Source organism: Rhodococcus sp. MEB064 (assembly GCF_000834565.1).
Taxonomy (GTDB): Bacteria; Actinomycetota; Actinomycetes; order Mycobacteriales; family Mycobacteriaceae; genus Rhodococcoides.
Map to the genome: position 1 here is coordinate 213911 of NZ_JXQS01000058.1, position 20645 is coordinate 234555.

A 20645-nucleotide genomic window follows, 5' to 3' on the forward strand; every position below is an offset into this window, starting at 1 on the left:
CGGACGAAGAGAGTCACGTGATGCAGTATCAGTCGACGCGGGGTCACAACCTGCCCCAGCACTTCTCGGACATCCTCCTCGGCGGTCTCGCGCCCGACGGGGGCCTCTACCTGCCCTCGGAGTACCCGCAGCTGACCGCCGACGAGCTCGAATCGTGGCGCGGCCTGGCCTACGCCGACCTCGCGTTCGCGGTGCTCTCGAAGTTCGCGGACGACATCCCGGCCGACGATCTCCACGACATCACGCGCCGCACGTACACCGCCGAGGTGTACTGCAACGGCCGCGAGGGTGACGACGTCTCGCTGATCACCCCGCTGCGCACTCTCGGAGACGAGGACGGTGCACCGCTGAAGCTGCTCGGACTGTCCAACGGGCCCACGCTGGCCTTCAAGGACATGGCCATGCAGCTCATCGGCAATCTTTTCGAGTACACCCTCGCCGCGAGCGGCAACGAGCTGAACATCCTGGGCGCCACCTCCGGGGACACCGGTAGCGCCGCCGAACACGCGATGCGGGGCAAGAACCGTATCCGCGTCGTCATGTTGAGTCCGCACGGACGGATGAGCAGCTTCCAGCGCGCGCAGATGTTCAGCCTGCAGGACGACAACATCGTGAACCTGGCCGTCGAGGGCAACTTCGACGACTGCCAGGACATCGTCAAGGCGGTGTCCAAGGATGCCGAGTTCAAGGCACACCACGCGATCGGCACCGTCAACTCCATCAACTGGGCTCGCGTCGTCGCGCAGGTCGTCTACTACGTGCACGGGTGGCTGCTCGCCACCGACGGGCCCGGACAGAAGGTGTCGTTCTCGGTCCCGTCCGGCAACTTCGGCAACGTCTGCGCCGGACACATCGCACGATGCATGGGTCTTCCCATCGATCAGCTAATCGTCGCGACGAACGAGAACGACGTCCTCGACGAGTTCTTCCGCACCGGCGTCTACCGCCCACGGTCGCCCGCCGAGACGCACCACACCTCGAGCCCGAGCATGGACATCTCCAAGGCGTCGAACTTCGAGCGCTTCCTCTACGACCTGGTCGATCAGGACGCGGCCCGGCTCGGCGAGCTGTTCCGCGCGCTCGACACCGACGGCGGCTTCGACTTCTCCGGCACTGCGGAGTTCGATCGGATCGCCGAATTCGGCTTCGTCTCCGGGCGCAGTACGCATGCCGATCGCGTCGCGACGATCCGCGACGTGAAGGACCGCTACGGGGTGACCATCGACCCGCACACAGCCGACGGCGTCGTCGTGGCCCGCCGCAATCTTCGGGAGGGCATCCCGATGATCGTGCTGGAGACCGCACTGCCGGCGAAGTTCGCGGACATCGTCCGCGAAGCTCTCGGTGAGGAACCCGAACGGCCGGCGGCATTCGACGGCATCGAGGATCTCCCGCAGCGTTTCGACGTCGTCCCCGCGGACGTCGAACGCGTCAAGGCCGTGATCGTCGAGCACACCGCGCGCTGATGCCGATCCGTCTGGAGAACGTCGGGATCGCCGTCCGCGATCTCGACGCGGCCGTCGCGTTCTTCACCGACCTCGGACTGACCCTGCTGGGCCGCGACACCGTCAGCGGTGAGTGGGCCGATACCGCCGTGGGAGTCGACGGCAATCACGCGGACATCGCGATGCTCGAGACTCCGGACGGGACCGGCCGCATCGAGCTGTTCCAGAACCGCCATCCCACGATGATCGAGACGGAACCGACGCTCCCATATCAGGTCGGCATGCACCGGGTCGCCTTCGCTGTGGACGACCTCGACGAGGCGCTCGCGATCGCCGCCCGGCACGGGTGCTTTCCGCTGCGCGGTGTCGCGAACTACGAGGGCGTGTACAAGCTGACCTACCTGCGCGGTCCCAGCGACATCATCGTCATGTTCGCCCAGAAGTTGGTCGACTAGCCAACTCTCCGAGCGTAATTCGGTGATCACGAGTCGGCGTGGTCCCGCGTGTCGTCCAATCGGCCGGCCGCCGCGCGTCGACGCAAGAACTCGCGGTGTCCGAACGTCGCGCAGAGAATCTGCTCCTGGTCGGCCACGGTGCTGCCGACGGCACCCGCCACGGTGCCCAGCGACCGCGTACATGGTGACGACTCCGGCGACGACCGTACCGAGGGTGGCGAGGTTGTACATCGTGCGGTCGATCCTCGCTCGCGCCGAGTGCGCTTCTCCCACAGACTGTTCGGGAAGATGAGCCACGCTGTGACGGCGAGCAGAGCAGTGGCGGACACCGCGGTCAGGCGCACGATCGACATCGACGCCGCCATCTGCCAGATGCTCGAGTAGAAGAGGCCGAATGCGGACGTCGCAGTCGCCGCGGCGAGCGCGCCCGACAGCGTCGGTACCAGCCTCCACGGGCGGTTGGTGCGGATCATGCCCGCGACCACCCGCGCATGCCCCAGCAGGGCGGGCGCCACCAGGGCGTCGTGGCCGGACACGGTGGACCACTGCGCCGGACCGGTGGCGGGATCGGGTCGGTCGACACCGGTGGAGTCGCGCAGCGCGCCCAGAGCGGCCAGCGTGACGGCGCGCGCACGTCGCGCGACCCGGTGGATGCCGAACGACGGGACGTAGATCACCACCATCGACGGCCGGACTATCTCGGCGAGGACGGGGCGCGAGCGCACACGGCGCGGTATCTCGGAGACACACACGGTCACGGTGTCCTCGCTCCCTCCGGTGTGACCGAGCAGGGACGACCAGGTGTCGAGATCAGGGCTTCCGCTCTGCACCGGAGGCAGGGGGACGGTCACCCGGTGGACGGTGAGCAGATCTCCGTCGCGCGTGGTCGATCCGTCGAGACCGGTGACGATCGAGTCGGCGACGGTCGCGGCGAAGCCACGATCGGTGGCAACTCTGACAGCGGGCATCCGGCTCGGCTACCCGTCGAGCCCGATCGGAAACTGTGCGGTTGCCGAGCATCATTCGGCGCTTTTGATCTCCCGGTGATACGTCTGCATCGCATCGGTGAGCGCACCGAAGACGCGGTGCGCCGCGGCCAGGTCGTCGTCCGGGAGGTCCGCGAGAGACTGTGAGACGTGCTGCCCCAGCGGACCGAAGAACTGTCGAGCGACGTCCATTCCGGGCTCGTCGTAGCGGAGAATGACGCGTCTACGGTCACGGACGTCGGGTTCGCGGCGGATGTGGCCGGACACGATCATGCGTTCGACGAGGTAGGTCATCGCCGCGGACGACAGTCCGAGCAGTGAGCCCAGTTCACCGGGAGAGACGGGGCGTCCGCCGACGTCGGAGACCATGATGTGCAGCAGAGCCCGGAAGTCGTTCGCGTTGAGGTGGTGCCGAGCTCCGAATACTCGTCCCAGCTGATCCGACTCGGCGGTCATGGCGCGCATGTCGGCGGCGATCAGCGATTCGAGTTCGCGCCGTGCGGCATCGCCGTCCGACCGATCCTGCTCCGACACTCATGCTCCTTCGCGAACCCCGGCGTCAGCGTACTCGCCACACTGCCGTCCATATTACTTCAGTTGCTTAATGATCAACAGACTGAGACACTGGCGAGCGTGAACGAGAACTCCGTGTGGGACCGCATCGCCGGACTGGTGTCCGGACGCCGATCCTGGATCGTCGCCCTCCTCGTCGTGCTCGCGTCGGGCGGGTTCATGGGTGCGATCGGGAGCAATTCGGCTGCCGAGAGCTCGCCCACCTCCGTTCCGGTGGATGCCGAGTCCGCACAGGTCGACGTACTCCTACAGGACTTCCCCGACGCCGACCTCTCACCGGTCATTCTCGTGGCGACCCGTACCGACGGTGGCGCGCTGTCCGAGCAGGACCTGGCGGACGTCGCAGCCGCGCGGGAGCGGATGAACGCCGTCGACAGAGGCGTCGATCCGTCGGTGCAGGATGCTCCCGTCATCCCCGCACCCGACGGCGAAGCAGCCATCGCGCCCGTCCAAGTGTCGACGGAAGCGAACGGCGCCGGCTTGGCCGAGTTGGTCACCGATCTCCGGTCCGCAGCCACCGACGGCCTGCCCGCGGAACTGACACTCCAGGTCACCGGCGGACCCGCCTTCGCCGCCGACATCGCCGACTCCTTCTCCGGCGCGAACTTCGTCCTGCTGACTGTCACGGCCCTGGTCGTCGCGCTGCTGCTCATCGCCACCTATCGATCACCGGTGCTGTGGCTCGTTCCGCTGCTCGTCGTGGGCTTCGGTGACCGCGTGGCCACGACGGTCGGTACCGCGGTCTCGGACCTGACGGGGCTCTCCTTCGACGGCAGTACCTCGGGCATCACGAGCGTCCTGGTGTTCGGCGCAGGAACCAACTACGCGCTCTTGCTCATCTCCCGCTACCGCGAGGAACTGCGCCGCGAGGCAGATCACCGGGTCGCGCTGCGGCATGCCGTCCGACGGGCCGGCCCCGCCATCGTGGCCAGCAACGCGACGGTCGTCCTGGCGCTGCTCACACTCCTCCTGGGCACCCTGCCCAGTACGCGCAGCCTCGGCGGACTGGCCTCCGCCGGTCTCGTCGTCGCTGCCGTCTTCGTCCTCTTCGTGTTGCCTCCACTGCTGTCACTGTGTGGCCGGAAGCTGTTCTGGCCGTTCGTTCCTCGCGTCGGCGATCCGGAGCCGACCGAGAAGGGCGTCTTCTTCCGAGTGGCCAACGCCGTCGGCCGTCGGCCCGGCCGCGCGGCCGTCGTCTCCGTGGTCGCACTGGCCGTCTGCATCCTCGGGCTGATCGGCACGAACGTCGGGCTGTCACAGACCGAGCAGTTCCGCGTCACCGCCGAATCCGTCGACGGCATCGACACTCTGGCCGACCACTTCCCGGCCGGGCAGTCGGATCCGACGATCGTCGTCGCGAACACCGATTCCGCGCAGCAGGTCGAGTCCGCGGTGCGGGGCACCGACGGTGTGGTGTCGGTGACGCAGACCGCCACCTCCGAGACCGGACTCACGGAATTGTCGGTGGTTCTGGGCGCAGAACCGTCGTCCGACGGCGCGTTCGACGCTGTCCGGAACGTGCGGGCGACGGTCGGAGAGATCGCGGGAGCCGACGCCGTGGTGGGCGGCAGCGACGCGCAGGCGCTGGACACGTCCGACGCCGCGGCACGCGATCGCCTCGTGATCATTCCCGTGATCCTGCTGGTGGTCCTGCTGGTGCTGATCGCACTGCTGCGGTCTCTACTGGCGCCGATCGTCCTCGTCGCGACGACGGTCCTCAGCACCCTCGCTGCCCTGGGCGTCGGAAGCTGGGTCAGCCAACACGTCTTCGGGTTCCCTGCCCTCGGTGACAACGTCCCGCTGTTCGGCTTCCTGTTCCTGGTCGCACTGGGCGTCGACTACACGATCTTCCTGGTGACCAGGGCTCGTGAGGAGACACCCACTCACGGCACCCGAACGGGGATCGTCCGCGCGGTCGCGTCGACCGGTGCTGTCATCACCAGCGCCGGCATCGTGCTCGCCGCCGTGTTCGCCGTCCTGGGCGTGCTGCCGCTGATCCTGCTCACCCAGCTGGGCATCGTGGTCGGTCTCGGCATCCTGCTGGACACGTTCGTCGTGCGCACTGTCGTGATCCCCGCGCTCTTCACTCTCGTCGGGCCCCGCATCTGGTGGCCGACCACACTGGACCCCCACTCCGAAGACAGTCACAGCACCACTCGAGAAGGAGTCACCCCATGATCCGAAGCATCATCCGCACGGCTGTCGCCGGAGCGCTCGTCACCGGCGCGGTTCTGGCCGGAGGCAGCGCGGCCTCCGCGCAGCCGTTGTTCGAACCTCTGCAGCCGATCCAGCAGCTCGACGTCCAGCGCTACACGGGTGACTGGTGGCAGATCGCTGCCGTGCCGCAGCCGTTCAACCTCAACTGCGCCAAGGACACCAGGGCCAACTACCAGCTGCTCGACCCCAGTAACGTGCGCGTGCAGAACAACTGCACTCGCTGGGACGGCGGAGCCAACGAGATCATCGGCAACGCCCGGGTGAACGATCCGGTCACGCAGGCGCAGCTGCACGTGAGCTTCCCCGGCGTTCCCACCCAGGACAACCCCGAGGGCCCGACCAACTACATCGTCACCTACATCGCCGACGACTACTCGTGGGCACTGGTGGGCGACCCGTTCCGCACGTCGGGCTTCGTCCTGTCGCGCTCGCCGCAGGTGAGCACCGATCAGTGGAAGCAGATCCGCAGCGTCGTCGAGAGCCGCGGCTACAACGCGTGCCTGCTGCTGACGTCTCCGACCACCGAGGGCAGCAACGAGATCCGCCCGCTCTGCACGGTCTGATCGATCCCCGCTCGCCGTTCGGCTCAGTCGGGCCGAACGGTGAGAACCGGGACCGGTGACGTCATCAGCAGTCGCTGACTGACGCTGCCCAGCAATGCTTTTCCGACGCGACTGCGCTTCTTGATACCGATCACCAGGCGCGTCACCTGCGGGTGCGCATCGATCTCGTCGATGACCGCCACCACAGGATCGCGGTCCTCGCGCCCGGCGCGCTCGATCACGCGCACCGGTACGTCGTCGTCGAGGTCGCCGGTGTCGAGCGCTCCGAGAGTCAGGTTCACCGCGATCACGTCGGTGTCCAGCATGCGTGCTTCACGCACGCCCTCCCTCAATGCGTGACGCCCCTCGTCGCTGTCGGTCACTGCTACCAGCACTGCCATGACGTGTCACCTACCTTTCGTGTGTCGGTCGTGTCAGGAGTATTCGCGGCGGAAGCGAGCTTCCAAGTGTTCCAGACTCTGGCCGCGGGTCTCGGGCACCTGGGTGATGATGAAGACCAAGGCCAGAATGCCGAGTCCGACGAAGATGAAGAACGTCGGCGCGATGCCCAGCGCCTCCACCACCGGTGGGAATGCCAGCGCGACTGCAGCATTGGCGATCCAGAGCATGAACACGCAGACACCGATGGCGAAGCTGCGGATCTTCAGCGGGAAGATCTCCGCGAGCATCAACCACACCAGCGGCCCGATGGTGCCCTGCATGCAGAAGACGAAGAGAACGACGAAGACGAGGATGAAGTACGCCTTCGCGGTGCCGTCGGGAAGCAGAAGGGCCGACAGTCCGACCAGCAGATGGAAGAACGTCGTCAGCGAGAAACCCGCGATCAGCATCGTGCGACGGTTGACCCTGTTCATGATGAACAGTCCGACGGTGATGCCGAGAACACTGAACAGCCCGTTGAGCGTGTTCGCGAGAATGGCTGCGCTGCTGGAGAACCCGGCATCACCGAGCAGCTGGGTGCCGTAGTACATCACGGAGTTGATGCCGGTGAACTGCTGGAAGACACCGAGTCCGACGCCGATGAAGATCAGCCGTCTGATCCACCGCACGGACAGATCGGCCGCTCCGCCGGTCTGGGAGAGCTTCTCCTCCTCGGCGAGCGCGTGGACTTCTGCCATCTCGGCCTCGGCGCGTTCCGGTGAGCGCACCTGCTTCAGCACGGCCAACGCGTCGTCGTCCCTGCCCTGCGAGACCAGCCAGCGCGGACTTTCGGGCATGCGCAGCATTCCGAAGAAAAGGGCGAACGCCGGCAGCACCGCGACCAGAAGCATGTATCGCCAGACGGACTCGTGGTCGCCCCAGATGTTGAAGATCAGGGCGTTGATGACGAAAGCGGCGAACTGGCCGCTGACGATCATGACCTCGTTGCGGGTGACCAGTGAGCCGCGACGCTCGAACGGTGAGACCTCCGAGAGGTACACCGGCACCGTCGCGGATGCGCCACCGACGGCCAGGCCGAGGACGAAGCGGAACACCGCGAGTACTTCCCACGACGGCGCGAGAACACATCCGAGCGTGCCGAGGACGAAGACGCCCGCCAGCATCAGGATGTTGTGGCGACGCCCGTACTTGTCCGACAGCCGGCCTCCGACCAGGGCGCCGATCGCCGCTCCGAAGATCAGGATGCTGACGACGAACCCCTCGGTGAACGACGTCAGGGACAGGTCCTCCTTCAGCGGCTCCAGCGCGCCGTTGATGACGCCGGTGTCGTAGCCGAAGAGCAGACCACCGAAGGTCGCCACGACGGCGATGACCCCGAGTCGTCGTGAATGCGGGCCGGGAGAGTCGGCCGGGAGCGAACTTCCCGTACCGGTGACTTGCGAAGACATGACATCCCATCGTCGGCGTGTGGCCTCCAGCCCTGCGAGGCGCTCAATCCATGTCTGTATGTCTTAACATACTTCGTCAGCGATGAGAAGTGGGTCACATCAAAATCCCCTCTGCACGCCGTCGGCGCAGCGGGTACTCTCTCAGTTGTTCAACTATTCAGTAGATGAGAGTGTTCGGAGGGGACCATTCATGTCGACATCACCCGACGATCGCGAGCACGACAGACCCGAGAAGAGGCGTGCAGCGCCCTCGTCGTTCGTCCAACTCTTCTACGACGCCACCGTCGACGCTCACGCGTCGGCGGAGTCCCCGAACGCCGGGGGCATGCGTTCGTAGAACTCCAGATGCCGGGCTGCCGCGTCGTCCCAGTCCGCTGCGGCGGCGAGCGCACGTCCAGCCGCAGCCCGATCGCTGGAGCCCATCGCATCCTCCAGCGCCCCGGCCGTCTCCTCGGCGTCGCCTCCGTACCGCACCGCGTCGCCGAACACTTCCCGGAACACCGGGAGGTCTCGCATCACCACGGGAACCGACGCGGCGAGAGCCTCCATCGCGGCGAGGCCGAATCCCTCCTTCGTGGACAGGAACGCGAACGCCGACGCCCCGGCGACGAGGGACGGAAGCACATCGTTGTCGACGGTCCCCATCACGACGGGGGCCACCGCGGCCCGGCCCGCACGCGCATCGAACTCCGCCCGGTATCCGCGGTAGTCGAACAGCGTCTCACCGCCGGCGAAGACCAGTCGGACGTCGGGATGGCGGTGCTGCAGAACGGCATAGGCATCGAGCAGATCGATGCTGCCCTTCCGCGGCTCGATGCCGCCGACGGCCAGGACGTACCTGCCCATGCGCGCACGCCAGTCGTCACCCCGCGCCGACGCGAACCTCACGTGGTCCACCCCGTTCGGGATGACCGTCGGCTCGAAACCCCAGCCGGCCCGGACCTCGTCGGCCACGGCCCGCGAGACGCAGATATGGGCGTAGGGCTCGACGATCGCGCGTTCGTGACACGCCGCCAGCTCGGGTGTCGTGAAGTTCTCGAGGTGGTGGATCGTGCGGATGCACCGTCCGACAGCGTTGGCCGTGATGCAGTCCTGCGCGTGCACGATGTCGGCGTCGGCCGGGTCGAACGCCTCGCGCATCACCCGGATCGAGCGGAGGATGCGCTCGCCCACCGACTCGTCGTCACGCGGGGGGAACGGAACCAACCGCACCCGGACCGACGGGTCGACGGTGCGGTAGAAACCCTCGTCTCCGCCGCGAGCCAGAGACCACACGGTGACCTCGGCCCCGGCCCGCGAGAGGGCTTCGGCCAGTTCGACGGTGTGCACCACTCCGCCGCGCGGCTTCGTCGAGTAGGTCAGGAGTGCGATGCGCACGAGACCTCCCGGTGATACGCGTCGGGGCGCCGCTCGTCGAGATGGCGCAACACCCTCCGCGCGCGATCCACCTCGGCATCGACATCGATGTCGCAACACGCCAGCCCGCCCTTGTCGCGGGTACGGCAGAGCACGTCGCCGCCGGGGCCCACCACTTTCGCCTGCCCGAGGAAGCGCAACGAGCCCATCACCCCCGTGTGGTTCGAGGACAGCAGCACGACCTGGTTCTCCGCGGCACGTGCGGCGTCGTAGAGGTCGAACAGACGGGACTGCCTGTCGTTGGCCAACTTCGATGCTCGATCGGTCACGCTCGCCGGCCACGCCGACAGCGCCGCGACGATACGCGCGCCGTCCAGCGCCAACGTGCGCGCCGACTCGGGGAACGTCTTGTCGTAGTCGATCAGCATGCCCATCCGCCCCACCGGTGTGTCGAACGCCGAGAAGCCGTTTCCCGCCGAATATGCCAGGGACTCCCCGGCAGGCTGGTGCACCTTGCGGTGACTCCCCAACACGCCGTCACCGGTAAGGCACACCGCGGCGTTGTACCGCTGATCTCCGGCCCGCTCGGTGTAGCCGACGCACACGGTCATCGAGCGCGCCGCGGCCGCGATGCCGGACAGTTCCGGACCGTCCTCGTCCAGAGCGGGCGGCAACTCGTCCAGGTCCGGGTTGTTCAGATCGCCGATGTACCCACCGAGACACGCGTCGGGAAGCACCAGGAGGTCGATCTTGCGATCGTGCGCATGACCGATGATGCCCAGGATCTTCTCCAGAGACCGCTCGACGTCCCTGCCGAAATGACCTGCGAGCGCCGCTGCTCGGATGGGGGCCACCGGTGCACTCAGACTCGCGCCGGCACGCGTGCGCCGGCCGCCACCTGCTCGCCCAGGTACTCGGCATCGCGCGCCACCGCCGCGAAACGTCCGGAGCCCCAGGTGTTCTGCCAGGGCAGGCCGAGGAAGTACAGGCCCGGAGCCGCGGTCACCCCGCGTGTGTGGGCCGGGTGACCCTCACCGTCGAACACACCCACCTTCAGCCACCGGTAGTCGCGTCGGAAACCGACGGCCCACACGATGGACGTGATTCCCTCGGCCGCGAGGTCGAGTTCAGTGGGTTCGACCTCCGGCCGCCACACCGGCGTGTACCGCTCCTCGACGGGAGCATCGAGACCCGCCCTGGCGATGTACGCGTCGATGTCGTTCTTGATGCCCTCGGACACGGCATCGGCAGCGTCGAGCGACTGTTCGAGGGTCTGCGCGAAGTGCAGCCGCCCGTCCTAGTCGACGTCGGTGAGACGGCCGTAGAGCCGCATGCCGTCCACCGCGAACGCCCGCAGGTCGATGTCGCGTCCACCGTCACGGCCCGTGACGTAGTGGTTGGTGCTCTCCCGCTTCGACAGTCCACCGGCATGGGCGGAGATGGAGACGTCGTACACACCCATGTCCTGCAGCCACGCGACACAATCGCGCCCTCGGTAGAACCGCGCCACCCGGGGAGCGGATCCGGCCACGAGGTGCACCTGGCGGCCCTCGAGATGGAGGTCTTCGGCGATCTGTGCCCCGGACTGCCCGGTGCCGACCACCAGGACACCGCCGGCAGGCAGTGCGCTCGCACTCCGGTACGCCGACGAGTGGATCTGCGCGATCGACGGCGGAATGCGTTCGGCGAGTCGAGGTATCGACGGGGTGTGGTACCCACCGACGGCTACCACGACCTGATCCGCCGTCATCGCACCTGACGAAGTAGAGACCGAATACCCGCCCCGGGGGCGCTGCTGGACGTTCAGGACGGTGACGTGCTCGCGTACCGGCGCATCGAAGGACTCCGCGTATCGACGCACGAAGTCGTACACCAGATCCCGGGTCATGAACCCGTCGGGATCGTCACCGTCGTACGTGTAGCCCGGCAGCACGCACTGCCAGTTCGGCGTCACCAACGTGAAGTTGTCCCAGCGGCCGTCGAGCCATTCGTGCGCGACGGTGTCCCGCTCCAGGACGACGTGGTCGATGCCGCGGCGAGTCAGGTGCCAGCTCATCGACAGCCCGGCCTGCCCCGCACCGATGACGATCGCGCTGTGATGTTCGCTCATCGCCGGCCTCCCAGGTCGAGAACTCGGACCGTGCCCGAGTCGAATGCTGCTGCGGTGGTCTCGATCTCCCGTAGCGTGGCCGCGGCCGAGGTGCACGCGAAGCCGAACTTGGCCATCACCCGATCGCTCGCCTCCGTCAGCGCCGTCCTGCTGCGCTGGACGAAGTCGACGATCTCGTAACGGTCGCCCACCGTCAGGTGGTCGCGAACGACCAGCGACGGTGAATAGCACTGCTGTCGAAGCCCGTTGGGCCAGAGCACGGTGAACGTCATCTCAGGCACGGCTCATCACCCGATCCACGCGGGACATGCTGTCCTCGTCGGTGATGGTCCCGTAGATCGACGGTCGACGATCCCTGAGGTTGTACATGCCGCCGCCACGAGCCGCGGCGATTGCGCGCTGGACGTCGAGTGTGGCCGTGGCCAGGCCGGGCTCGATGCCCGTCCCCGCCAGGATCTCCCCGCCCGGCCCGACTATCTTGGCGCTGCAGACGAAGTCGAGCGAGCCGAACGAACCCGCCTGGTTCGCGGCGACCCAGACCACCTGGTTCTCGAGCGCACGCGCCTGGTCGTAGATGTCGAAACGGAGCTTCCACCTGTCCTGCGCCATGTCGGGAGCCCGACCCGTCCGCGACGTCGGCCATGCGGACAGGGAGGTGATGATCTCCGCGCCGTCGAGAGCGATCTCCCGCGCGGCCTCGGGGAAGGCCTTGTCGTAGCAGATCTGCATCCCCATCCGGCCGACCGGCGTGTCGAACGCCCGGTACTCCGAACCTGCTGAGTAGCAGAGATTTTCGCCCAGTGGCTGATGCACCTTGCGGTAGGAGCCCAGCACACCGTCGCCGTGGACGGTCACCGCGGCGTTGTACCGCACCGGTCCGTCCGCCTCGCAGAATCCGAACGTCACCACCATGTCCCCGGCCATCGCGGCGACCCTGGCGATCTCCGGGCCGTCGAGTTCGAGGGCCGGCGGAAGGTTCTGCAACCGCCGCTGCCGCTTCTCCTCCGTCTCCTCACCCCCACCCAGGCTGGGAAGGTAGCCACCCAGGCAGGCCTCCGGCAGGACGAGCAGTGAACTGCCGCGTCGTCGTGCCTCGACGATGTTCCTCTCGATCGTCGCGTAGGACTCGGCCATATCGCGGCCGAACCGTTCCGACGCAACCGATATCATGATCTCGCTCATGCTCGTCCCAATCCTGTGACTGCGGCGGACACCGCAGAGGTGACGACGCCGTCGGGCCACCGCAAGGTGACGCCCGGCGTCCTGGTGAGTCGGCCGCACACAGCCGACGTTGCCGGTCCTGCAGCCGGGACGCGGCGTCCCGGCCGGTCCGCGGTGATCATCGCGAACCCCGGAAAACACGTGATCCACCGGCCGAGATCCGCGCCGGCAGGGCGAGGTATCCGGGCGACGTCGATTTCCGCACCCGTCCCCGACGCTTCGGCCATCATCCCGGTCGTGCCGGCGAAGCCGGCCATACTGACGTCCTTGGCCGCTCGCGGAGCCGCGCGGGCCACGAACGATCCCATCGCCACCAGTTCGTCCCGCGACCTCGTCGACGACGAATCCCACTGCGCGCCCTGATATCCGGCGCGCCAACCGCCGCCCAGATCGGCGGTCAGTCGCAGGTCGTCGCCCACGCGTCCGCCTCCTGCGGGCACGGGGCGGGTCGTTCTGCCGAGTGCCGTCACGGACAGTGACGCAGGAACGCCCACCTGGGTGTGTCCACCGAGGACCGGCACGCCCCACGCGTCCCCTGCACGCGCCAATCCACGAATCACGCGCGTCAGGAGAGAGGTGGTTGGGGCACCGACCGCGTCGAGCATCCCGATCGGTGTCGCGCCCATCGCCGACAGATCGTTCAGATTGACCAGTGCCGCGCACCACCCGGCCCATTCGGGATCGCGCTCGACCATCGACGGCACGATGGCATCGCACGCGGCGACGATGTCGGATCCGGGGACCGGCACGCCGTCGTCACCTCGGAAACCACTGGCGCCCAGCCCCAGTGGGCCCGTCGCCAGCGGGGCGAGGACGCGGGCGAGCATGGATTTGGTGGAGTCGACCAGTCGCTGCACGGTATGCAGGGGCCACCGCATCGACTCGTGCGGCGTGTCGGCGATCCATGCGGCTCCCACGGATTCCCAGCCGAGCTCGGTGAACATCGGCACGTACTGCTGTTGCACCGTCGCGTCGAAACGCAGGACGCCGAGAGTCTCGACGTACGCGCAGGCAGCTCGCACCAGCGCGGGACCTACCGTCCGACCGCGGCTTCCGCGCGCGACCACCAGACGACTACCCGCCCACCACCCCAGGTCGACGTCCGTGCACGGCGCCACCCGGACACCGCCCAGCACCGTGCCGTCCGGGGCTGTCGCGACCAGCACGGTCGCCCGGGGATCGTCGTCGACATCGTCGCGATCGGAACCCTCGAACAGCCCCTGGTCGACGACGAACGACTCACGCCGGAGTTGCCGGTAGGCACCCAGGTCGGCGTTCGACTCCGCCGGCCGCACCAGGAAGGGTGCGAGGACAGTCGACGGTTCACCCGTCAGGATGGACAGTTCGGACGCCATGTCAGCCCCCCATCGTCTGCAGCACACTGCAGGCACCGCACGCCGCGCATCCGGCCTTCTGATCGGTGCCCAGCATTCCGGCGTCGGCAAGCGCCTCGGCGACCCTCGTACTGACGTCCGTGAGCAGCTCCGACGAGGGTGCGCGGGCACCGTCGACGTCGACTGCCAGCGTGCCGGGATGCGGACGGAACGGGACGACGAAGGGATAGACGCCCATCTCGATCAGCTCGGCGGCCCCCGCCACCAGCTCGTCCGGATCTTCACCGAGGCCGACGAGCAGGTACGTCGACACCTGGTTGCGGCCGAAGACGCGGACAGCCTCGACCCATGCTGCGCGGTAGTCGTCCAGCGGTACCGACGCCTTGCCGGGCATCCACGCCCGGCGGACGTCCTCGTCGAGCGACTCGACGTGGATACCGATGGACCGCGCACCCGCGTCGTACAACTCCGTGATGGTGGCGAGGTCACCGGGAGGTTCGCACTGCACCTGGATCGGTAACTCCGGGACCCGCGCCTTGACGGCCCGGACGCAGCGCGCCAGATGCAACGCTCCACGGTCGGTGCCGGCGGAGGTGCCCGTCGTCATGACCATCTGCGTGACGCCGTCGAGCCGCACCGCGGCCTCGGCGACGGCGGCGAGATCGGCCGGCTTCTTGACGGCCACCGTGGCGCCGCTGCGCAGCGATTCCTCGATGGAGCAGAACCGGCACCGCTGGGACTCGTCGTAGCGGATGCAGGTCTGCACCACCGTCGTCGCCAGGACGCCCTTGCCGTGCAGTTTGGCCAGCTTCTCGTAAGGGACGCCCTCGTCGGTCGTCAGGTCGTAGAAGGCCGGCCGATCGATGGCGGCGATGTCCAATCCGATGTCGTCGCCGTCGAACAGGACCCGGTCGCCGTCCAGGACGTACGGACTCGACGGGTTGCGCGGCAACGCGGCGCCCAGGCCGTCGATGCTGACATGACCGTCGTCGCTGGGTCCCGCGCCGGCCGTGCGCCGCACGGGCGGAGTGCCGCGGATACCGAGAAGAGCGAGGTCCACGCGGTGGTTCCTGGTCTGGGTGACGGACATCGGACCGGCCTCAGACCATGTAGGTGGAGTTGATGATCGCGCCCTTGCGGGCGTAGTGGATCAACGCGTCCTGCACGTCGAGCGGGTGCGCGGGAATCACGCCCTCGATCAAGTCCTCCTCGCGGCCGCCGTGCAGCGCGAGTCCGAAGCGGCAGCAGAACACCGTGCCGCCCTCGGAGATGAACGTCGCCAACGCGTCGTTGATGTTCTGCTCACCGGGAAAGCCGGAGTCCCCGGTGGTCGGGAAGCCGCGCGTGGCGAGGCAGTTGATCGCGCCCGGACCGTAGAAGTACATCGCCGACTCGTACCCCTTGCGCAGGGCGCGGGTGGCCTGGAGCACCGCGACGAAACTGACCGACGACTCGTGTGCGATACCGTGCACCAGGGTGAAGTAGGACTCCCCGTCCTCCGCCTTGTAGTCGGGGAAGATCTTCGTCCCGCCATAGATGTTGCTGCCCTTGGGAAGTGACGGGTGCGGGATCTCGGCGAGCGAAGCGGACATGTTGTCGAGGATGGTCTGATCGAACGCGGCCACTGGAAACCTCCGAGGATGAGGGAGCGAGGGAGACGATCCGTCTCTACGCACAAGTACAAGCGCGACCGATGTCCGGATGGTCACCCGCGGAACAACGCCCGGTTTCGTCCTGCTCACTCGGGTAACGCGCAGGACACATGCGCCGCCGTCCGGGGGACGAATCGGACGGGGATAAACTGAGGACACCATGTTCACTCCCATCACGGTCGCCCTCTACGTGCTGCCACTCGTCGCTGCCGTCTGGGCGATGGTGAAGTTGGTCCGCAACAAGGCCCTCCTGCTGGCGAACCGCAGCGACCGCGTGTTCTTCCGCTTCCTCGTGGGCATCGAACTTCTGGTGATCGCGCAGGCCGTGGTCGGATTCGTCGCCCTGGCCACCACCGACCGTGACGTGCACGCCGTCACCTTCGGCGCCTACCTCGTCGGGCTCGCTCTGCTGCTGCCCATCGGTGTGTGGTGGTCCCTCGGAGATCGCAGCCGCGGCGGAACGGCCGTACTGATCGTCGTCACGCTGACGCTGGCCGTCATGGTGTTGCGCCTGAACCAGATCTGGGCCGGCCATGCCTGACTCCCTGCAGACGGCGACCCGCTCCGGGCCGGGGCGCGTGCTGATCGCGCTGTACGCCCTGTTCTCCGTCGCGGCGGCGTCACGCTCCGCCGTGCAGATCGGCACCCGGTTCGACGATGCTCCCGTCGCGTACCTGCTCTCGGCGTTCGCCGCCCTCGTCTACATCGTCGGCACGGTCTGTCTGGCGCGAGCGTCCGTGGTGTCGCGCCGGATCGCCACCGTGTCGTGCATCGTGGAGATCGTCGGCGTGATCGGCGTGTCCATCGCGAGTTACGTGGTGCCGCAGGAGTTCCCGGAGCCCACCGTGTGGTCGCACTTCGGATCCGGATACGTGTTCATTCCGGTCATCCTGCCGATCGCCGCTCTGTGGTGGTTGCGCAGAACCGACGGACGGCCGTGACGATCAGTCGACGGTGAGGTCCTGCGCCTGCGGATGGCCGAACAGGCCGGGTAGACCACCGCTCACGAGGAACACGACGTCGGTTCCGGGTACGACGTCGCCGTCGGCGACTGCCGCGACGAGTCCGGCGAGTGCCCGCGCAGAATAGGTCGGATCGAGGACGAGGCCCTCCGTGCGCGCCGAGATCGTCGACGCGTGCCGGGCTCCCGCAGCGAGGCTCTCGTAGCCGGCACCCACCTGATCGGTGCGGATACGCAGTGCAGCCGTCGCCGACACGCCGTCCATGCCGCCCAGGATGTGCCGCACGCGATCTGCCGCATCGGGCACCGCGCCCGTGTCGACACCCAGCACGTGATCGGCTCCGAGGCCGGCGACCAGCCCGGCCATCGTGCCGCCGGACCCCACCGCGCACACCACCAGGTCGACGTTCGGCGCCTGCTCGAGGATCTCGTGCCCCGCGAGCCGGTACCCGTGTGCACCGACGCTGTTCGAGCCACCGAACGGAATGATCGCGGGGTGCCGACCCTGCCGTCGCAGCCTGTCGGCGACCCGCTGCGCTGCGGCATCGAGCTCGGTCTGCGTGTCGGACCCGCCATCGATCGGACCGATCCACTCGATGTCGGTGCCCAGCAGCGCGTCGAGCAGCAGATTCCCCACGAACGGTCGTGGATCACCCGGGAACACCAGGACCGAGTCCAGCCCCAGCCGGGCGGCCGCGGCCGCGGTCAGCCGCGCGTGGTTGGACTGTGGCGCACCGGTGGTGATCAGAACGTCGGCACCGTCGGCGACCGCAGCCCCCACCGTCCACTCCAATTTGCGGATCTTGTTGCCGCCCGCTCCGAGTCCCGTGAGATCGTCTCGTTTGAGTCGCAGATCGCCGGCCCGGAGGCCGATCGACTCGGACAACCGCGGCGCGGGTTCGAGGGGCGTCGGCCAGGTTGCGAGTCGGACACGTCGATCGTCGCGAGGAGCAGTCATCGGGGACCTTCCGGCCGGGGTGGTCTAACCCAGTTTCGCGAGATTGGTGACGCTGTCACGCACGTCGGACTCGAGCACCTTGGCAACGACCCCACCGATCGGCCCGGACAGCAAACCACCGCGGAAGTTCGCGTCGAGCGTGAACTCCGAGCCCGCATCCTTCGGTGCCACCGACATCTTCAGATCGATCTTGATGCCGCCCTTGCCTTTTCCGAGCAGCGCGATCTCGTAGGGCTTGTCGTACTCGGTGATGGTCCACGTGATGACGTTGCGGAAACCCTTCACCTTGATCAGCGAATCGATGGTCACGCCTTCGCTCAGGGTGGTCGGCACGGGACCGCGCCACCCGCCGAAGATGGTCATCCACTCCTGGAAACTCGACAGGTCGGACGCCCTGGCCCATGCCTCGTCCGGTGTCATCGTCGATTCCACCGACACGTTCACTCCGGCCACGCGGTCCTCATTCCTTGGTGCGGTGATGCTTGCAGGATGGATCCGGGAAGCCCCGGTCACCGTCTCGAACATACCCACCATGGCGGGCGTGCAACCTATCCTGGCGTCATGGCATCGCTCGACGTCGCAGGGCAGCGGATCCCGCTCACCAACGTGGACAAGGTGCTGTTCCCCGAGACCGGCACCACCAAGGGCGAGGTGATCGACTACTACGTCGAGATCGCCCCCGCCATGCTGCCTCACCTCGCGGGGCGGCCCGTCACCCGTAAACGCTGGCCGAACGGCGTCGAGTCGGGAGCGTTCTTCGAGAAGAACCTGGCAGCGTCCGCACCGGACTGGCTGGACCGTCGTCGTCTGCATCATTCCGACCGAGTGGTCGTCTACCCGGTGTTCCACACCGCCGCGGATCTGGCATGGCTGGGACAACAGGCCTCGCTGGAAGCCCATGTGCCGCAATGGCGTTTCGAGGGCGACGAGCAAGGGAAGGCGACGCGCATCGTCTTCGACCTGGACCCCGGCGAGGGGGTCGACCTCGACACCTGCGCGGAGGTCGCGCTCGAAGTGCGCAGCATGATCGACGGCATCGGACTGACCGCATTCCCCCTCACGAGCGGCAGCAAGGGAATTCACCTCTACGTCCCCCTGGACAAACCCGTGTCGTCGTCCGGCGCGTCGACGGTCGCGAAACGCGTTGCGACGCTTCTGGAAGAGCGGATGCCGGACCTGGTCACCGCCTCGATGTCGAAAGCCGTCCGGCCCGGGAAGATCTTTCTCGACTGGAGTCAGAACAACGGCAAGAAGACCACCATCGCGCCCTATTCACTGCGGGGACGTAGCCGGCCGACAGTTGCCGCACCACGGACCTGGGACGAGATCTCTGGGGGCGGCCTCGCACAGCTGAGCTTCGAGGACGTCCTCGAGCGATACCGCCGCGACGGCGACCTGCTCGCGGCACTCGACCCGGAGATCGATCCCACGCCCGACACCGACTCGCTCGGCCCGTACCGAGGCAAGCGAACTGCCTCGCGCACACCGGAACCCGTCCCCACACGCACCGAGAAGAAGGACGCCACCGACCCCGTCTTCGTCATCCAGGAACACCACGCGCGGCGCCTGCACTACGACTTCCGACTCGAACACGACGGGGCCCTGGTGTCCTGGGCCGTGCCGAAGAACCTCCCGACCGACGAGAAGAAGAACCACCTCGCCGTGCACACCGAGGACCACCCGATGGACTACGCCGACTTCGAAGGCACCATCCCGAAGGGTGAATACGGCGGCGGTGAGGTCACCGTGTGGGACCACGGCACCTTCACCACCGAGAAGTGGAGGGACGACGAGGTCATCGTCGAGCTCACCGGCTCACGCATCACCGGCCGGTACGCCCTGATCCGGACGGACGGGGACCAGTGGCTGGTCCACAGGATGAAACCTCGACCCGGGTCCGCCGGAGATCAGCCCGCTGCGGACCTCCCCAAGCATCTCCGCCCGATGCTGGCCTCCCCCGGCGACCTGGCGGGGCTCGATGCGGACGAGTGGTCGTTCGAGGGGAAATGGGACGGCGTCCGCGTCGTCGCGACGATCGACCACGGCGACATCGTGCTCGAGAGCAGGACGGGGCAGGACCTCACGCGTCGCTACGCAGGGATCGCGGCGTTGGCGGCCGATCTCAGCGATCACGCCGTCGTCCTCGACGGCGAGGCCGTCGTCTACCGGGAGGACGGGGTGACCAGCTTCCAGATGCTGCAGGACGCGCATCCGGACGACGTGCAGTTCATCTGCTTCGACGTGCTGTACCTGGACGGAACGGACCTGACGGGCAAACGGTTCTCCGACCGGCGGCGCATTCTCGAGCTCCTGCTGTCCGGGCTCGAGACGGTCACGGTGTCTGCGTTGATGCCGGGGACGGCCGCCGGGGCGTTGTCCGAGAGCGAGCGGCGCGGCTGGGAAGGCATCGTCGCCAAGCGCCGGGAATCGACGTACGAGGTCGGTCGCCGCAGCTCGGCATGGATCAAGGTCAAGAACTGGCGCACGCAGGAGGTCGTGATCGGCGGGTGGCGAGCCGGCCAGGGGTCCCGCAGCGGCGGTATCGGATCGCTGCTGCTGGGCATCCCGTCGGACGACGGCCTGCGCTATGTGGGACGCGTCGGCACCGGGTTCACGGCGCGTCAGCGCGACGAGCTGCTGGACGTGCTGACACCGACGGTGGTCGAGACGTCCCCGTTCGACCGGCCACTGCCGACGGCCGATCGTCGGGACGCGACATGGGTGACACCGACCCTGGTCGGAGAGGTCCGATTCTTCGAGTGGACCGACGGCGGTTCGTTGCGGCATCCGAGCTGGCGGGGCCTGCGCGAGGACAAGAGCATCGCGGATGTGCGGCGCGAAACCTGACCACACGCGAAACGAAGAACTTTGGAGCCTACACAGGAACCGCTTCTACTGGTTGCCTACGTCGGCGTGGCTGTTTACGGTTCGGTAACGAGGCGGGGGCGTCGGTAACTCGGGTGGAGTCAGACGCTCGGGCGGTGT

Annotated in this window: 20 protein-coding genes and 1 pseudogene; 7 read left to right on the plus strand and 14 right to left on the minus strand. The window is 67.5% G+C overall.

Annotated features, from left to right (window positions below):
• Positions 1 to 20 precede the first annotated feature (20 nt).
• Entirely contained in the window at positions 21 to 1466 is a 1446-nt protein-coding gene (gene thrC, locus RU01_RS19620; RefSeq protein WP_042576244.1) for a threonine synthase, read from the plus strand.
• Positions 1466 to 1900, plus strand: coding sequence for a VOC family protein (locus tag RU01_RS19625; protein ID WP_042576245.1), 435 nt, complete (start codon positions 1466 to 1468; stop codon positions 1898 to 1900). Before thrC ends, RU01_RS19625 begins: the two co-directional genes overlap by 1 nt.
• A 26-nt stretch (positions 1901 to 1926) precedes the next feature.
• Here RU01_RS19625 and RU01_RS19630 read toward each other — a convergent pair whose 3' ends face one another.
• Both RU01_RS19630 and RU01_RS19635 read right to left on the minus strand, forming a co-directional pair.
• Entirely contained in the window at positions 1927 to 2868 is a 942-nt protein-coding gene (locus tag RU01_RS19630) for a hypothetical protein (protein WP_052493379.1), read from the minus strand.
• Positions 2869 to 2919: 51 nt separating this feature from the next.
• Positions 2920 to 3351, minus strand: a complete 432-nt coding sequence (locus RU01_RS19635) for a MarR family winged helix-turn-helix transcriptional regulator (RefSeq protein WP_042576370.1) — start codon at positions 3349 to 3351, stop codon at positions 2920 to 2922.
• A gap of 207 nt (positions 3352 to 3558) precedes the next feature.
• Here RU01_RS19635 and RU01_RS19640 point away from each other — a divergent pair, with 207 nt between their 5' ends.
• Together RU01_RS19640 and RU01_RS19645 are read left to right on the plus strand one after the other, a co-directional pair.
• A complete protein-coding gene (locus RU01_RS19640) occupies positions 3559 to 5637 on the plus strand; it encodes an MMPL family transporter (RefSeq protein WP_042576371.1) in 2079 nt (692 codons plus the stop codon).
• The gene (locus RU01_RS19645) at positions 5634 to 6239 is read left to right on the plus strand and encodes a lipocalin family protein (RefSeq protein WP_042576246.1); all 606 of its coding nucleotides are present in this window, start codon (positions 5634 to 5636) and stop codon (positions 6237 to 6239) included. The genes RU01_RS19640 and RU01_RS19645 overlap by 4 nt, the downstream gene beginning before the upstream one ends.
• Positions 6240 to 6262: 23 nt before the next feature.
• Here the strand turns inward: RU01_RS19645 and RU01_RS19650 are convergent, their stop codons facing one another.
• From RU01_RS19650 to RU01_RS19695, 10 genes and pseudogenes are all read right to left on the minus strand, one after another.
• Positions 6263 to 6619, minus strand: a complete 357-nt coding sequence (locus tag RU01_RS19650; protein ID WP_042576247.1) for a universal stress protein — start codon at positions 6617 to 6619, stop codon at positions 6263 to 6265.
• A gap of 33 nt (positions 6620 to 6652) precedes the next feature.
• On the minus strand, positions 6653 to 8068 hold the full coding sequence (locus tag RU01_RS19655) for a sugar porter family MFS transporter (protein WP_042576248.1): 1416 nt from the start codon (positions 8066 to 8068) through the stop codon (positions 6653 to 6655).
• Between the two features lie 291 nt (positions 8069 to 8359).
• Positions 8360 to 9445, minus strand: coding sequence for an MSMEG_0565 family glycosyltransferase (locus tag RU01_RS19660; RefSeq protein ID WP_042576249.1), 1086 nt, complete (start codon positions 9443 to 9445; stop codon positions 8360 to 8362).
• The gene (locus tag RU01_RS19665; protein WP_042576250.1) at positions 9427 to 10278 is read right to left on the minus strand and encodes a carbon-nitrogen hydrolase family protein; all 852 of its coding nucleotides are present in this window, start codon (positions 10276 to 10278) and stop codon (positions 9427 to 9429) included. Before RU01_RS19665 ends, RU01_RS19660 begins: the two co-directional genes overlap by 19 nt.
• 8 nt (positions 10279 to 10286) lie before the next feature.
• Positions 10287 to 11534: pseudogene (locus RU01_RS19670) on the minus strand (MSMEG_0569 family flavin-dependent oxidoreductase).
• Entirely contained in the window at positions 11531 to 11815 is a 285-nt protein-coding gene (locus RU01_RS19675) for an MSMEG_0570 family nitrogen starvation response protein (protein WP_042576251.1), read from the minus strand. The pseudogene RU01_RS19670 and the gene RU01_RS19675 overlap by 4 nt, the downstream one beginning before the upstream one ends.
• Complete coding sequence (locus RU01_RS19680; RefSeq protein ID WP_042576252.1) at positions 11808 to 12716, minus strand: carbon-nitrogen hydrolase family protein; 909 nt, start codon at positions 12714 to 12716, stop codon at positions 11808 to 11810. Before RU01_RS19680 ends, RU01_RS19675 begins: the two co-directional genes overlap by 8 nt.
• Positions 12713 to 14110 carry an MSMEG_0567/sll0787 family protein gene (locus RU01_RS19685; protein ID WP_042576253.1) on the minus strand — a complete coding sequence of 466 codons (1398 nt, stop codon included), beginning with the start codon at positions 14108 to 14110 and terminating at the stop codon, positions 12713 to 12715. The genes RU01_RS19680 and RU01_RS19685 overlap by 4 nt, the downstream gene beginning before the upstream one ends.
• Before the next feature lies 1 nt (position 14111).
• Positions 14112 to 15179, minus strand: a complete 1068-nt coding sequence (locus RU01_RS19690) for an MSMEG_0568 family radical SAM protein (RefSeq protein ID WP_042576254.1) — start codon at positions 15177 to 15179, stop codon at positions 14112 to 14114.
• Positions 15180 to 15189: 10 nt separating this feature from the next.
• Entirely contained in the window at positions 15190 to 15714 is a 525-nt protein-coding gene (locus RU01_RS19695; RefSeq protein ID WP_042576255.1) for an MSMEG_0572/Sll0783 family nitrogen starvation response protein, read from the minus strand.
• A 187-nt stretch (positions 15715 to 15901) separates the two neighbouring features.
• Here RU01_RS19695 and RU01_RS19700 point away from each other — a divergent pair, with 187 nt between their 5' ends.
• Together RU01_RS19700 and RU01_RS19705 are read left to right on the plus strand one after the other, a co-directional pair.
• On the plus strand, positions 15902 to 16282 hold the full coding sequence (locus RU01_RS19700) for a hypothetical protein (RefSeq protein WP_042576256.1): 381 nt from the start codon (positions 15902 to 15904) through the stop codon (positions 16280 to 16282).
• Positions 16275 to 16682, plus strand: a complete 408-nt coding sequence (locus RU01_RS19705) for a hypothetical protein (protein ID WP_042576257.1) — start codon at positions 16275 to 16277, stop codon at positions 16680 to 16682. The genes RU01_RS19700 and RU01_RS19705 overlap by 8 nt, the downstream gene beginning before the upstream one ends.
• A 3-nt stretch (positions 16683 to 16685) precedes the next feature.
• On the opposite strand, the gene RU01_RS19710 is transcribed toward RU01_RS19705, so the two are convergent.
• Both RU01_RS19710 and RU01_RS19715 read right to left on the minus strand, forming a co-directional pair.
• Positions 16686 to 17660 (minus strand): pyridoxal-phosphate dependent enzyme, encoded by a 975-nt coding sequence (locus RU01_RS19710; protein ID WP_042576258.1) that lies wholly within the window; start codon positions 17658 to 17660, stop codon positions 16686 to 16688.
• A gap of 24 nt (positions 17661 to 17684) precedes the next feature.
• Positions 17685 to 18113 carry a type II toxin-antitoxin system Rv0910 family toxin gene (locus RU01_RS19715; RefSeq protein WP_042576259.1) on the minus strand — a complete coding sequence of 143 codons (429 nt, stop codon included), beginning with the start codon at positions 18111 to 18113 and terminating at the stop codon, positions 17685 to 17687.
• Between the two features lie 108 nt (positions 18114 to 18221).
• On the opposite strand from RU01_RS19715, the gene RU01_RS19720 reads away from it, so the two are divergent.
• On the plus strand, positions 18222 to 20507 hold the full coding sequence (locus tag RU01_RS19720) for an ATP-dependent DNA ligase (protein WP_042576260.1): 2286 nt from the start codon (positions 18222 to 18224) through the stop codon (positions 20505 to 20507).
• The last annotated feature ends 138 nt before the right edge of the window (positions 20508 to 20645 follow it).